The sequence below is a fragment of the Streptomyces adustus genome, assembly GCF_009377175.1.
Lineage (GTDB): Bacteria > Actinomycetota > Actinomycetes > Streptomycetales > Streptomycetaceae > Streptomyces > Streptomyces adustus.
In genome coordinates, this window is record NZ_VJZD01000250.1 from 1 (window position 1) to 13,454 (window position 13,454).

Annotated in this window: 11 protein-coding genes, 1 tRNA gene and 2 pseudogenes; 10 read left to right on the plus strand and 4 right to left on the minus strand. The window is 68.2% G+C overall.

Features of this window, described 5'->3' with window-relative positions:
* The first annotated feature begins 1,241 nt into the window (after positions 1-1,241).
* The 3 genes from FNH09_RS37880 (at position 1,242) to FNH09_RS37890 (ending at position 2,986) form a co-directional block, all read left to right on the plus strand.
* A complete protein-coding gene (locus tag FNH09_RS37880; protein WP_162469707.1) occupies positions 1,242-1,682 on the plus strand; it encodes a MarR family transcriptional regulator in 441 nt (146 codons plus the stop codon).
* 83 nt (positions 1,683-1,765) lie between these two features.
* Positions 1,766-2,656: an NmrA/HSCARG family protein gene (locus tag FNH09_RS37885; protein WP_152894413.1), complete on the plus strand. Its 891-nt coding sequence runs from the start codon at positions 1,766-1,768 to the stop codon at positions 2,654-2,656.
* A gap of 105 nt (positions 2,657-2,761) precedes the next feature.
* The gene (locus FNH09_RS37890) at positions 2,762-2,986 is read left to right on the plus strand and encodes a hypothetical protein (RefSeq protein ID WP_152894414.1); all 225 of its coding nucleotides are present in this window, start codon (positions 2,762-2,764) and stop codon (positions 2,984-2,986) included.
* A gap of 109 nt (positions 2,987-3,095) precedes the next feature.
* Here the strand turns inward: FNH09_RS37890 and FNH09_RS49145 are convergent, their stop codons facing one another.
* Positions 3,096-3,521 carry a hypothetical protein gene (locus tag FNH09_RS49145; protein WP_238427345.1) on the minus strand — a complete coding sequence of 142 codons (426 nt, stop codon included), beginning with the start codon at positions 3,519-3,521 and terminating at the stop codon, positions 3,096-3,098.
* Between the two features lie 44 nt (positions 3,522-3,565).
* Positions 3,566-3,877 (minus strand): annotated as a pseudogene (locus tag FNH09_RS49965) (class I SAM-dependent methyltransferase); the annotation flags it as partial.
* Positions 3,878-3,942: 65 nt separating this feature from the next.
* Between FNH09_RS49965 and FNH09_RS37900 the strand changes: the two are divergent.
* From FNH09_RS37900 to FNH09_RS37915, 5 genes are all read left to right on the plus strand, one after another.
* Positions 3,943-4,236 carry an ATP-dependent DNA ligase gene (locus tag FNH09_RS37900; RefSeq protein WP_152894415.1) on the plus strand — a complete coding sequence of 98 codons (294 nt, stop codon included), beginning with the start codon at positions 3,943-3,945 and terminating at the stop codon, positions 4,234-4,236.
* Positions 4,237-4,630: 394 nt separating this feature from the next.
* Entirely contained in the window at positions 4,631-7,804 is a 3,174-nt protein-coding gene (locus FNH09_RS37905; RefSeq protein ID WP_152894416.1) for an NACHT domain-containing protein, read from the plus strand.
* Positions 7,805-8,156: 352 nt separating this feature from the next.
* Positions 8,157-8,363, plus strand: coding sequence for a hypothetical protein (locus tag FNH09_RS49155; RefSeq protein ID WP_162469706.1), 207 nt, complete (start codon positions 8,157-8,159; stop codon positions 8,361-8,363).
* 74 nt (positions 8,364-8,437) lie between these two features.
* Positions 8,438-8,713 carry a hypothetical protein gene (locus FNH09_RS37910; protein ID WP_152894417.1) on the plus strand — a complete coding sequence of 92 codons (276 nt, stop codon included), beginning with the start codon at positions 8,438-8,440 and terminating at the stop codon, positions 8,711-8,713.
* Positions 8,714-9,058: 345 nt separating this feature from the next.
* Positions 9,059-10,066, plus strand: a complete 1,008-nt coding sequence (locus FNH09_RS37915) for an NADP-dependent oxidoreductase (RefSeq protein WP_152894418.1) — start codon at positions 9,059-9,061, stop codon at positions 10,064-10,066.
* Positions 10,067-10,286: 220 nt separating this feature from the next.
* On the opposite strand, the gene FNH09_RS37920 is transcribed toward FNH09_RS37915, so the two are convergent.
* Positions 10,287-10,697, minus strand: a complete 411-nt coding sequence (locus tag FNH09_RS37920) for a hypothetical protein (RefSeq protein WP_152894419.1) — start codon at positions 10,695-10,697, stop codon at positions 10,287-10,289.
* An 815-nt stretch (positions 10,698-11,512) separates the two neighbouring features.
* Here FNH09_RS37920 and FNH09_RS37925 point away from each other — a divergent pair.
* Both FNH09_RS37925 and FNH09_RS37930 read left to right on the plus strand, forming a co-directional pair.
* Positions 11,513-12,023: pseudogene (locus tag FNH09_RS37925) on the plus strand (IS5 family transposase); the annotation flags it as partial.
* A 349-nt stretch (positions 12,024-12,372) separates the two neighbouring features.
* Positions 12,373-12,450: transfer RNA gene (locus FNH09_RS37930), tRNA-Met, on the plus strand.
* Positions 12,451-12,799: 349 nt separating this feature from the next.
* Here FNH09_RS37930 and FNH09_RS37935 read toward each other — a convergent pair.
* Positions 12,800-13,309 carry a hypothetical protein gene (locus FNH09_RS37935; RefSeq protein WP_152894420.1) on the minus strand — a complete coding sequence of 170 codons (510 nt, stop codon included), beginning with the start codon at positions 13,307-13,309 and terminating at the stop codon, positions 12,800-12,802.
* Positions 13,310-13,454: the final 145 nt, after the last annotated feature.

A 13,454-nucleotide genomic window follows, 5' to 3' on the forward strand; every position in this document is an offset into this window, starting at 1 on the left:
AGCTGCTGGACATGCAGCAGCCCACCGACAGGACGTGGCGGCGCTACGACGACGGTCACCCGGGCGGACTCTCTACGAGGCGGATACCGGCTGAGCCTACGTCAGCGGTGCGGCCCGCCCGGCCGCCCTGTGCTCGGGCCCGCACCATCACCTGGACAGGACGCACAGGGCACAGCACCGCATCACGCTGTACCGCGCACCACGTCACGTCGCACGAAGCGATTTGCGGGCCACGCACCGTACCGCCCCCGAAACCGCCCTCACACCCGCCCTGAGCGCTGCCGTCGCCGGCGACGCCAACGGTCCAGAACACCCCACACCCGGGCAGGTGGCCGCCCTGGCACCTTGCACCGCTTGGGCCCTCGCGCCTACCCGCCGCATCCGCCGCCAGTGCCGCAAACGGCACACCGACGTGCAGAACACCGCCGCCGCCTTCACCGTCGGCATCAATGGGCCACCGCAGCCACGGCAGAGCCGCGGCCCGGGATCGTCGTCCGTGACCACGACCAGCCTCCGTGACTCTTAGATGCATCATCCACGTATGTTGCCCGTACCCGCAGCCGACGCCCCACCAGGCCGTGAACCCGCGCGAGCACTGAGCAAGACGGTTCGATCACCACTCCACACAATGTCGGGATCGACCGGGCCATCATCCGAAAGTGAGTAACAGCCGCGACTGATCGCCAAGGTGACGGCCGTCATGGCGACGACGGAGCTCCCCGTCATGACTGACCGCCAGCCCATCCGGACCCGACCGGCACGGTCGCTTGATCACCCGTCACCCTGGCGGCCCCAGCACGGACCAGGGCGCCTGGTGGAAAGCACGTCTGGTGACGTGGACGCTGCCAGAGCTGATGCTGACCGCACCCATACCCGGGCTCGACCAGCAGCCCGGGTGGGCCGCCGAGCCGAAGTGGGACGGTTCTCCGGACACTTGAAGTTGTCTCATCCGAGTGACATCGCGGCATCTCCCGGCACACCTCCGACCGGCACCGAAAGACTGCGCTGCCAGAAGTGGTGACGCATGTCTGTGGGGTCACGTGCAACTGTTCTTCACCGACCGGCGGAAGGTCTGGAAGGCCGGCCACCTGAGGGTGAAGGGACAGGGTGAGTCGATCGAAGTGGTTGGGGTGGGAGTGCCGGGCGGGTCTCGCAGAGGTGTGCACCTCCTGGTGAGTGGCGTGGTCTGCCGGCCCGCGACGAGTAGGCTGATCGTTCGTCATCGGACGGGGGAGGCCGGCGTGGACTATGGCGACAAGCTCTTCTGGCTCTCGGTTGTGATTCAACGCAAGTACGCGCAGGTCTGCGCCGAGTTCGACCTGACCCCCTCGCAGGCCACGCTGCTCTGCGCAGTGAGGCACGAGCCGCGGCAGATGGCTGACCTCGCCGCGGCGTTGGGTATGACCAAGAACGCATTGAGCCAGCTGGTCGATCGCACCGCGCGGCGCGAGTTGGTCGGCCGGGCAAGCTCGGCGCAGGACCGACGGGTCGTCATGCTCAGTGCGACGCCCACGGGGAAGGTGCTCGCCGAGGCCGTTTACGCCGAGGTCGCCAGGCGCCTGCCCGAGATCGCGAGGAACCTCGACGCCGACGACCAGCGCGACTTCGAGCGCGTGGCCACCGCCATCGTGGACACCTCGGACCTCTCTTCGCCCACCTCGAACCAGCCCATCACACCGTGAGGTCCCGCTGCACCCGCACCTTGACGCAGTTCATGCCGTGAACTAATTTCGTTCATGCCATGAACTAGTGAAGGGTGGCAGCGATGAGCACACAGACGACCGGCACGATCGCAGTCTTAGGCGCGACGGGGCAACAGGGCGGGGCGGTGGTCGACGCGCTGCTGGACCACAAGGCGCGGGTGCGGGCTTTGGTCCGCAACCCGCAGTCCGACCGGGCTCAGGCGCTGGCCGCCCGCGGCGTCGAGCTGGCGGCCATCCGGGCCGACGACCCGGCGTCGCTGGCCGCCGCGCTGGCGACGGTCGAGGGGTTCTACTTCATGACCCCGGAGGCGAACAGCCTCGAAGAGGTCGAGGCGGAGATCCGCATCGGTACCGCGCTCGTCGACGCGGCGGTCGAGGCGGGCGTCCCGCACGTCGTGTTCAACTCGGTCTTCGGAGCGGACCGGGAGTCGGGTGTGCCGCACCACGACTCGAAGCACTGGATCGAGGAGCACCTGGGGAAGTCCGGCCTGAGGGCCACGATGGTTCGCCCGACCGCCTTCATGGAGAACTTCGCGAGCGTGATGGCACCGAGCCTGGAGCATGGGGAGATCGTGCTGAGGCTGCCGCTGCCGGAGGACGTCGCCCTGAAGATGATCTCGGTCAGGGACATCGGCCGGGTCGCCGCCGCTCTCCTGCTCGACACCGCGGAGGCGCCCGGCGGAGCCGTCGAGCTCGTCGGCGACGAGCTGACGGGCCCCCAGATCGCCGCGGCGTTCGGCGCGCGCGCCGGGCTCCCGGCACGGTACGAGGCCCTCCCGTTGAGCGTGCTTCCCAACGACCTCGACAAGGTGATGTTCCGCCAGTTCGCGGAGGCGGCGGAATACCCTTCGGACCTCGCGGTGGTGCGCTCGATCGAGCCGGCCACCCTGGACCTGGTCGAGTGGATCCGAGCTACCGGCTGGACCGCGCCCACAAACGTGGCTGGTTCCTGAGCCACCGGCCGCGATGAACGCCCCGCGATCGTGCCCACGGCATCGGCGCTCTGGACACGGCAACGCATCCGCCAACGGTTGAAGCAGTCACGAAGCTCCCGGGGCGTGCCCGAGGCCGACACCGGCACACTGGTTGGCGAGAGGCCGCCGGTCGACGGCGAGGTAAAGATCCACGTCCAGGAGGCCCCGGGCCGCCGGCCAAAAGACCTCACCGACTACGACCGCGAGGCCGCCGCGCCGGCGTCTGGACCCGTATGGCGGATGGCCGGAACAGGCTTGACCGTGCCGGCCATCCGCAACGGTGCTCGGCGCGTCTCTGACCGCCGCTGAGGCCTTGTTTCCGTCTGACCAGAGGCGGATCAACTTCATTGACATATGGTCGGCTACCTCATGTCTCACCGAATCTGATCCACCGCAGTTCAGCGCCGCTCAGCATGGATCAGATTCGGTGAGGGCTCACACCGTGGCGCCGACGCGCGAGATGGACGGTGATGTCGGCAGCCATCTCGACTCTGTCCGGCAGTACCTGCATGATCTGGCTGAATACCTGCTCTCGCTCCGCGGTCGGCAAGACGAGATAAGCCGAGATGGTGGAGAGATGACCAACGTAGTCGCGAGCGCTCATCGTCACACGCCGTTCGATCACGGACTGCTGAACGCCGGTGAACCACTCAGAGTGTTGCAGCTCCGTACCCGGCCACTGCATCTCATGATCCGGAGGCGTCCCGTCAGGCGACGGAATCTCGTCATTCTCCAAGAATGGTGCTCGCGCCGCGCGGACAGCTTCCTCCACAGCCGGGTCAGCCAGTTGAAATGGCCCGCCGCATGAGGCGAATACGCCACCCGGTTCCAGCAGCGCGACCACCGGCCCTCCGGGTTCGTCCAATGCAGCGCTGCTGCCGCATGGACCAGTCCATACCGTTCGCCCGGTCGCAAGTCCTCGAACGCGGCTTGCACCGTTCTGACGCTCGTCGGCACGTGCTTGCGCAGTTCGGCGAGCATGGCCCCGTCAGGATCAGTCGCGGTGACCATGACCCCTCGTTGAGCGAACAGGCGGGTTGCCTTGCCTGTCCCGGCGCCGATCTCGAGGGCGGTCCGAACCGGGTGGCCCGCATAGGCCATCACCATGTCGAACAGCTCCACGGGATACCCCGGCCGGAACCGTTCGTATGCTTCCGCCACCACTCCGAAACTCAGCGCGCGACCAGACATGCCCGGCATCCTGGCATGAGCGGCCCCTGCGGGGCTTGATCTTTTCCGGGGGCACAGACGCGAGCCGATGTCCCATGAGACACACTCGAAGTCTGGAGAACGACGGCTTCCGAGCGCTGGTCTGCGTCGATGCGGGCCGGGTGGAGTTGCGCTCCAGGCGTGGCACCGAGATGGGGTCGGCGTTCCCGGAGATTGTGGCCGGGGCGGGACAGCTGCCGCAGATGACGGCGTTGGACGGCGAGCTCATCGTGTGGGGCGCCGAGAGCCGGCTGGTGTTCGAACGGCTGCAGTACCGGCTCGCTCGGCGCGGCACGTGGCTGAAAGGAGTTGAAGGAGCGCCCCCGAGTCGAGGTCGTCCGGGAACATGAACAAGCGTCACGTGGCGTCGCCCTGGCGCCGCTCACCTGGCCCTGTAGGGGGCACGGCGAGCGGTGCTCTTTGCGCTCGTCGGCCGGGGTACCCCGGGCCGTGTCTTTCGCGCGGGTGCCCGGGGCTCTGGCGTCGGGGGCCGGTCGGTTAGTTCAGGAGGGCGATGCGGATGGCTCGTTCGACCCGGTTGACGGTGTTTTCGTGTCCTGCGGCGGTCGGGCGGACCAGGGTGACGCGCTTGCCGATGGCACCGCATCCCATGGACGCCGCCGCGGCCAATGCTGATCACCCCGCTTCGCGGTCCTCCGCGTCCTTCGAATCATACCGACGGGACTACCAGCGCGCGGTAGCGTCGGCCTCGGTCGGGCCTGTAGAGATGCGGGAGTGAGGGACATGGTGGCACGCAGACTCCTGGCGTTCGCCGACGCTCTGGTGCTTCTCGGTGCCGAGCCGCCGCGGCTGGCGGCGTTAGACCGGGCGCTCGGTGGGGCGTTGAATCTGGCGACCGCCGGGGTCAGCGGCACGGTGATCGGCATGGCCGACGCCAACGGACGCCTCCTCGGCCTCGGACGCGACGCGATCCGCGGCGTCGGCGCCCGTCTGGACCGTACCCAGGGGCGTGCGGAGCGGACCGATATGCTGCGCGCGGCGCACACGGTCATCGTCGTGGTGGCCTTCTTCGAGGCGATGGAGGAGTTGGAGCTTCCGTTCACCCTCGCCGAGGTGCGGTTGACTCGGGACGAGCAACTCGCCCTCGCCCGGACCGAATCGGGCTCGACCCCGCAGACGCCGGACCTGGTGTCGCTGCTGCTCGCCACGGACCTGCCCTGCCCGGCACCGCACATACCGGCTTCGGCGCTCACCGCGATGCTGCTCGCGAGTTACGCGGACTACGCCCGCAGGTTCTACGCCTTCCTCGAAGGCCTTGCTCTTTGGGAGCACATGGACGCGTTGCGGCGCCTTCGGGCCCATGCGGCTCTCATGGATGACCTGCCGCGCGCGGCGCATGACCGGTACCAGAGCCTGTACGTCGAGCTCGCCAAGGAGGCTCCCGAATTCGGTTTCTGGGTCACACATGTGGCGCAGCAGGCGATCCACACAGACGTCGGCCGTGCCCTGTCCGGGATCGAGACTCTCCTCACCCGCACCACCGAGGCGCTGCGCCCGCCGGTCGACGTGGCCTCCGCGCTGGCGCGCGCTCACCAGGCGGCGCTGGCTCACCCTGTGCTGGACGCCGCCTCGGCGCCAGACGGCATTAGGATTCCCACCCTTCAGGACCTCTACCTCGACCCGGACTTCCGCGTCAGTGCCGTTTCCGGGCAGGCCGCACCGGCCGACCACGAGTGGTGGGGGCGACTGCCCCTCCGCCGAGACCTCACCCGCTACCTGGCCGGGGCCCTCACCTCTCCTCAGCTCGCCGAGGCACCCCTGCTGATCCTGGGCCAGCCCGGTGCCGGCAAATCCGTCCTCACCCGGGTGCTCGCCGCACGGCTCCCCTCCGTCGGTTTTCTCCCCGTGCGCGTGCCGCTGCGGGACGTCCGGGTGGAGGACGAACTGCAGGACCAGATCGAACAGGCGATCCGCGCCTCCACCGGCGAACGGGTCAGCTGGCCGGAACTGGTGCGCGCGGCAGGTGGCAGTACTCCTGTTCTACTCCTGGACGGCTTCGACGAGTTGCTGCAGACGACCGGCGTCCACCAAACCAACTTCCTGGAGCGCGTGTCCCAGTTTCAGCGGCGTGAGGCGGATCAGGGGCGGCCCGTGCTGGCCTTGGTGACGAGCCGGACTTCCGTGGCCGACCGCGCCCGATACCCCACCGGCATGGTCGTCCTGCGCCTGGAGCCCTTCCGCGCCGAGCAGATCACGACGTGGCTGGCCGTGTGGAACGAGGCCAACATGGCCGGACTCTCGGCGCACGGCCGCGGCCCGCTCACTTGGCAGCACCTCGAACGGCACGCCGAACTCGCCTCTCAGCCTCTGCTGTTGACGATGCTCGCGCTGTACGACGCTGCCGAGGGTGCTCTGCGGCGCGCCGACGACGACTTCGACGTCACCGAGTTGTACGAGCAGCTGCTGTCCTCCTTCGCCCGGCGCGAGGTCGGCAAGACGACACTCCACGCCGTCTCCGACGAGGACACGGCCGCCCTTGTCGAGCAGGAACTGCAGCGCCTGTCGCTCGTGGCCTTCGCCCAGCTGAACCGGGGTCGCCAGTGGGTGTCGGCCGACGAACTCGGGCAGGACCTCACCGCCGTACTGGGCAGGCAGCCGGTGCGGCCACCGGGATTCCGCACCCCGCTCACCGCCGCCGAAACGGCGCTCGGCCGCTTCTTCTTCGTCCAGCGAGCCCAGTCAGTGCGGGACGGCCAGGTACTCGCCACCTACGAGTTCCTGCACGCGACCTTCGGCGAATATCTGGCCGTACGCCTCACCCTGCACCTGCTCACCGACCTGCTCGCACCCCGCCCCGCGCTCTCTCTCGGGGCCACCCGCATCGACGACGACCTCGCCTACGCACTGCTTTCCTACACCTCCCTGGCGTCCCGGCAGATGCTGCGCTTCGCACGGTCGCTGACCGGCAGGCTGTCCATGACGGAACGGCGCCGGCTGACTCGGACCCTCATCCAGGTTCTGACCCAGCACACGACGCGCACCGGTGACCAGCACCCGGCCTACCGGCCCGCCCTGCTGCGCACGACGACACGCCACGGCCTCTACGGTTCCAACCTCGTGCTCCTGACGGTGCTACTCACCGAGCGCTGCTCCGCCGCCGAGCTGTTCCCGGGCTCCGCGGACCCGCCGGGTGCCTGGCACCGGCACTGCCTGCTGTGGCGCTCGGCGATGAACGAGAGCCAATGGACGGACTTCGCTCTGTCCCTCGACGTGCATCACACGTGGGACGGCGAGGGTCGGGCCCTGGAGATATCGCTTCGCTCCGAGCCAGGTACCCCACCACAGCCCCTCGACATGAACTGGCACTTCCGCTACCCGCGAGGCAGCGGAGGCCCAGGCTGGTCACGATCGTACTGGGACGAGCTGTGGCACAAAACGGCCGTGTCCGGCGGAACCAATGACTCGGTGATGCGGCATGCCCTGGACCCGGTATTTCGGTGGCTCGGCCAGGCCGTGACCTTGTTCAGTCCGGTCGACGGAGCTCCGGCCTCATCGCTCGCCCACGACCTGCTCGAACTGCTGCTGGCCGATCGCACGACCATGAGCGACAGGGAACTCGGCGATCTCTACGACCGGGCGCTCCAGGGAACGCGGCTGCTGATGGACATGCGCCACCCCCACCTGGTGTCGGCCGTGCACGCCCTTCTCACGGCCTTCGGCCAGGACAGGGGACGAGTCCCCTGCGACGCACACGACGACGTTCTGCTGTTTCTGGCACAGCTCATCCAGCTCATGTTCGGTGACAGCGAGAGGGCACAACCATTGCCAGCGACCGTCTTCGATGCACTGTCCCATGCGCTGGCAGCCCACCGACCCTTGGTGCACGCCCTCATATCGGCGGAAGACCGGGCCCTGATCGCGCGCCACCACGCTCCGGCGACCGGCCCGCCGGAGTGAGCAGGCGGGCCGGCGGCCGGCGAGGCAGTCGGTTGGCGACCCCGGTTGCTTCGCCCGTCCGAAGCCTTCGTTTGTCCCGGCTGGTTTCGCTGAGGCGTATGCGCTCTACGCACTTCGAACGACAGGTGCATCGAACCTCAGCCCGTTTCAGTCGATTTGCTTCTACCTCAAGGCGCCCCGGTGATCCGGCTCCGGCCCCGCATGTGCCGGACGAGATCACATCCAGCCCGGGAGCGCGGCACACGAAGCCAGGAACGACCATGAATAGCGCAGCGTCGGAATACTGCTACTTCACCAGTAGCTGCGCGAGACGAGCGAGGCGATCGTCGGCGCCGTCACCGGCACTTTGGCCATGTCGCGCACGCTGCTACTCGGCAGGTACGACCCCGCGGGCCGCCTGCAGCGGCCGCGAGTGAACCTGCTGCGGAGCGGTTTCGTGACCCTCTTCACTGATCGTTTCGTTCCGGAGTTCACGATGGCATCCCTGGACGGCCGGATGATGATGTGCACCACGGTCTGGGGTAACGGCACGCTCAGCACCATCGTCATCCGCCCGTAGCTGGCGACCTCTTGGACAGCCACTCTCGCGCTGGTCTGCTCATCTCTACCGTGGTGGCAGGAGAGGGGCGGTGGATGGGCTCGCTGTTCGAGGAGTTGGAAGCCCGCGAGGCGGCTGCCCGGACGCGGGTGGAGGTGCTGGAAGCCGAGTTCGCAGAAGTGTCCGGGCGGCTGAGTGCGGCCCGGGAGGGGCTGGAACGGCTACGGATCGCGCGGGAGACGGTCGCCGAAGTGCTGACGGAGATGACCCCGCAGAAGCCGGGGACGCGGTTGAGACTGGCCGGTCGATCGCGGGTGAGCCGGTGGCGTCGGCGTATGCGGGGGCCGAGCGGCAGGTCGTCGGGGTGCTGACGGTGACCGAGCCCCCTTGCCCGTCGCGATCGAACGAGCGTCCAGGAAGCGTTTCGACCGAACCGCTCCGTAGACACATTGTCGAATCTCGAACGACAGACCCGGAAACGGTTCGGCCGAACCGTTTCCGACTTGTCAAACTTGCCTGACGTCGGACCGGCTGTGCGACCTGTGCGAATCTCTTCGGGCACCAGATAACGCGGGACCCTGGTGCCCCTGCTGGTGGATCGCGGAGACGGACGGGCGGCCCGACCGCGAGTAGCGTGGTCGTGGTGAAGGTCACGCAGCACTGCATACCTACTGGCCGGTATGTTACAGCTCAGGCCGTCAACAACAGGAGACGTGATGTCTGCGACCAACCGTCAGATCCGCCTTGCAGCCCGCCCCGTTGGAGATGTGAAACCAGAGGACTGGCAGCACTGTTCGGAGACCGTCGAGGACCCGGGCCCGGGTCAGTTCGCGGGCCGGACGCTCGCCATCTCCCTGGACCCGGCCATGCGGGGCTGGCTGGACGACCGCCCTTCCTACCTGCCTCCGGTGGGCATCGGCGACGTGATGCGTGCCGGAACGATCATCGAGGTCACCGCGTCCAACCATCCCGGCTTCCAGCCGGGTGATCACGTGACCGGCGTGTTCGGTGTCCAGGAGCACGTGGTCTCCGACGGCAAGGGCGCCCTGAAGGTCGACACCTCCCTCGCCCCGGCCTCGACGTATCTCGGCGCACTGGGCATGCCCGGCATGACCGCGTATTTCGGCCTGCTGGACGTCGGGGCGCTGAAGGACGGGGAGACCGTCGTGGTGTCAGGGGCGGCCGGAGCGGTGGGCACCATCGCCGGCCAGATCGCGAAGGCCCGGGGCTGCCGGGTCGTGGGCATCGCCGGAGGCCCGGAGAAGTGCGCCATGCTCACCGGCGAACTCGGATTCGATGCAGCGATCGACTACCGCGCTGAAGACGTCAGGAAGGCGCTGCGCGAGCATGCCCCCGACGGCATCGACGTCTATTTCGACAATGTCGGAGGCGACATCCTCGACGCCGCCCTGACCCGGCTGGCGATGCATGCGCGCGTCGTGATCTGCGGCGCGATCAGCCAGTACAACAACACCACGCCGCCCGCGGGACCCTCCAACTACCTGTCCCTGCTGGTACGCCGCGCCCGCATGGAGGGCTTCGTCGTCTTCGACTACGCCCAGCGCTACGCGCAAGCGGCACAGGAGATCTCGGAGCTGATCGGCGCCGGCCGCATCAAGGTCAAGGAGCACGTGGTGAAGGGAAGCGTGGACGACTTCCCCGAGACGCTGCAAATGCTCTTCCGCGGGGAGAACGTCGGCAAGCTCGTCCTGGAGCTGGTGTAACCGCCAGGGCGGGGTCATCTCGCGTGCCGCCGCACGATGCGTGGCTCTGTTCACGAGAACGGGCAGCACTTCTACGTCGGTTCGGGAGGCGGTTGGCGCTTGCGGCCTGGCTGGAATGTTCACGAGTTTCGACAGCACCCGGGTCGCTGGGAGGTCCCCGTTGACCAGGGACGCGGGGCCGGGAAGCGGCGACAGCCGGGCAGGGGTGCGCCGGGCTGGGCTACGGATGCATCTGCCAACCGCGGTCCGCCTCAGCGCGAGCCACTTCGGCGTCGTACTGACTCGCGTCGAAGTGGAGCTCCGGCGGTGGGTGGGGCACGGAGGTGTGCGCCGCCCCCGGAGCCTCCCAGTCCGACCACTGCACGATCCCCCCGAACCGCTGCACGACCACGGTCAGGAAGCCGCAGCAGCCACCGGTGCAGTCGGGTTCCCCCAGCTCAAGGCGGCGCGCTTCGTCAGTCGCCCGTAGAGGGCTGGGACCGTCGGCCGGCAGCACATCAGCCGCGTACGGTCCGCGGCCGCCTTCGCGGACCGCTTCCTCGACCACGTCCTCGCCGTTGACCCAGAACCGCAACTGGGCAGGGAACCGGGGGCCCGGCGGCAACACCTTGATCTCCAAACGATCGAACATCAGACCACCCTACGGGGCGCGCTGGCGTCGACGCGCGGCCCAGCCGGCGCCTACCTCCACCCGGTCGGCGGAAGGGTCCACGAAGTGCCTCCCGTTCTCGTGGACATCGGCCCAGGGCCGGTCCGGCTGCCTCCCGAGATGGTGAACAATCGATGTCGAAACTCGTGAACAGAGCCACGATGCGTCCGGGCGGCACCCCTGGCAGTTCTCACCTCTAAAGGGGTGAGAATCTGCGGCGATCGCCCTCGCCTGTCAGATGGCCTTCCGCGTAGGGGCGTGCCCCTTCCGCAGGACCGCAGTTGGGCCGATCATGAATCGACACCTTCACGCTGCCGTACTGGCTGCCGCGTCCCTCGTTCTGGCCGCAGGTGCTCCGGCTTCGGCGTATCCGAGCGCCGGGACACCTGCGGGGGCGCACCTTCGCCGCCGCCAGGGCTGGCCGACGGGTGTCAGCACAGCAGCACACCCCTTGCCGCCCCGCCGTGCCTGGCGGTCAAGATCGTGTACGCGCTCGCGAAGATCGCCAGCCCTTGCGTGTACACAGTCGCCCTGCCGTTTCAAACAAGCGGACCGGCTGTGCCACGACTCCGGCCACCTGAACAAGTGATCCAACTCGGCGACCAGGCCCAGGCGCGTCGGGACAACTGCTGGCAGGCAGGGCTCGGGGACGGCCTGGGACAGCTGATCGGGCGGAAGGTCCGCATCGATCGCTCGGGTGACGCGCCTTACTTGGCTTACCACCGCCCAAGGACCAGACCAGCGAGAACGGGCCGGAGCACCAGATAGCCCGGGCCACCACCGGCAAACGACGGACCGCCCGCGTCGTCCTGGACACCGCCCACATCCGCGCTATAAAAGGGGCGAACACACAGGTCCGAGCCCCGTGGACCGCGGCAAGCCGGGTTCCAAGATGCACGTCCTGTCGGACGCGAACGGACTGCCCCTCCTCGTCGGCTCTCGGCTGGCAACACGCACGACAGCGAAGGGCTGAAGCCCATGGTCGAGGGCCACCGAACGAGACACGACCCCGATCGCGGCCGGTACTTCAAGCCCCAGCGCCTGCACGCAGACAAGGCCTACGACCATGCTGATCTGCGGAAATGGTTACGTGGCAAGCGCATCGGAGTACGGATCGCACGCAGGGGCATCGAGTCCAGCGAGCGATCGGGCCGCCACAGATGGGGGATCGAGCGCACGATGTCGTGGCTGTCGGGCTACCGCAGACTCAGCCCCCGCTACGAACACAATCCCCGCAACTACCTAGCATTTCTCGGACTTGCCGCAGCCCTCTGCTGCTACAAGCGACTCCTCCGCCGCACCACGTAGGACACGGTCTCAAGAGTTCAGTGCCCAGGTCAGAGGCTCGGCTACTGAACTCCTTGCTGCCATCCGACAAGGTGGGTGCCGCGCCCCTCGTGGTGTTCTCGAACCGACACGAGAACGCCGTTGCACTATCGGGGCCGGGCACGGGCACGTGGTCCTGCGCGAGGCTCCGCGCACCAGCGGAGTTGAGTTGAGGCCCGGTCGGATCTCCCTTCTACGTCCCGCCAACGCACGGGCCTCCGGTGCACCGAGGGGTTCGATTCCCTGCCGGAGCCTCGCGCGCACCTCCTTCTGGAACCCGCCGGTAAATCCCTGCCCGGCCGGTCCTCGTACCGTAGGCTGGGCATACCGACGCGGGGTGGAGCAGCTCGGTAGCTCGCTGGGCTCATAACCCAGAGGTCGCGTGGTTCAAATCCCGCCCCCGCTACCAACACACCGGCCCCCTCAACCAACGTTGAGGGGGCCGGCCGCATGTACGGCAACGGCCCTACGGCGGGGAGGGCTCCAACGGTTGCCATGGGGGTGTCGGCGTACCGTCCGAGTCCAAGCCGTTCGGCCACAGCACGTGGAGCAACTGCCACGGCCTCAACTGGTTGTACTCGCGGTGGGTGTTGCCATGGTCGGCGGCCTGCCGAGCCAGGGACTCGGCGCCCTCCCGATCCCCGGCCTCCTCCCGCATCACCGCCAACTGGTGCAGGGCGTCAGCGTCGCGGTGGACGGCGAGCTGCCGGGCCAGTCGACCGCCTCAAGGTGTGTGCGGTCCAGCCCGGGACGCAGGCTCAGCCAGGCGCGGGCGGCGAGGTGTTCCTGGAGGGCGTATGCACCGGTATCACGCCCCCGCCAAGCAGGAACGCCATAACGCCGACGGCCACTGCGCGGTCGCGGACCGCCAACAAAGCGAACGCGAGCGGGTAGGGCAGACACAGCAGCACGGTCGAGACCGGGCCGAACGGCGGCAGGAAGGGCCCCGCGACCAGGACCAGGTTCAGCGCCACCACCCCGATCCCGCCCAGCGCGAGCACCCTCACGGTGGCCCAGCCGCTTCCCTCCCGCGCACCACGGCTGCGCCGTACCACCGCCCGCATCGTAAAGAAGGCGCCCACCTGCAGCGCACATCCGAGGCCAACGGCGATCAAGAAGATCAGGCCGGCGATGCCTCCCCCGCTGACGACGATGGCCGATGCCATATCCCGCACGATGCCCATACCCAGCGCGGACAGGAACCCGGCGCACCACGCCAGCAGAAGGAGCCCTGCCAGGCGGCGGCGATCACTGGTGCGGTGCGGCACAGTCCCCCCTGCGCAGCATCCTCAACGGGGTGATCATGCCAGGGCGTGAAACGCTCTCCTCACAGCCCCCTGCCGCTGGGTAGCGGTCAAGCTTCGGTGAGATCGATCAGCCTTCGCTGCGACAGAACAGGGGGCGGCGGCGCGT

What these genes read in the sequence shown, in the direction of transcription:
- FNH09_RS37885 (WP_152894413.1), top strand. Translation starts at nt 1,766, where the DNA reads ATGAGCACACAGACGACCGGCACGATCGCAGTCTTAGGCGCGACGGGG.
- FNH09_RS37900 (WP_152894415.1), top strand. Translation starts at nt 3,943, where the DNA reads ATGAGACACACTCGAAGTCTGGAGAACGACGGCTTCCGAGCGCTGGTC.
- FNH09_RS37905 (WP_152894416.1), top strand. Translation starts at nt 4,631, where the DNA reads ATGGTGGCACGCAGACTCCTGGCGTTCGCCGACGCTCTGGTGCTTCTC.
- FNH09_RS49155 (WP_162469706.1), top strand. Translation starts at nt 8,157, where the DNA reads ATGTCGCGCACGCTGCTACTCGGCAGGTACGACCCCGCGGGCCGCCTG.
- FNH09_RS37910 (WP_152894417.1), top strand. Translation starts at nt 8,438, where the DNA reads ATGGGCTCGCTGTTCGAGGAGTTGGAAGCCCGCGAGGCGGCTGCCCGG.
- FNH09_RS37915 (WP_152894418.1), top strand. Translation starts at nt 9,059, where the DNA reads ATGTCTGCGACCAACCGTCAGATCCGCCTTGCAGCCCGCCCCGTTGGA.
- FNH09_RS37920 (WP_152894419.1), bottom strand. Translation starts at nt 10,697, where the DNA reads ATGTTCGATCGTTTGGAGATCAAGGTGTTGCCGCCGGGCCCCCGGTTC.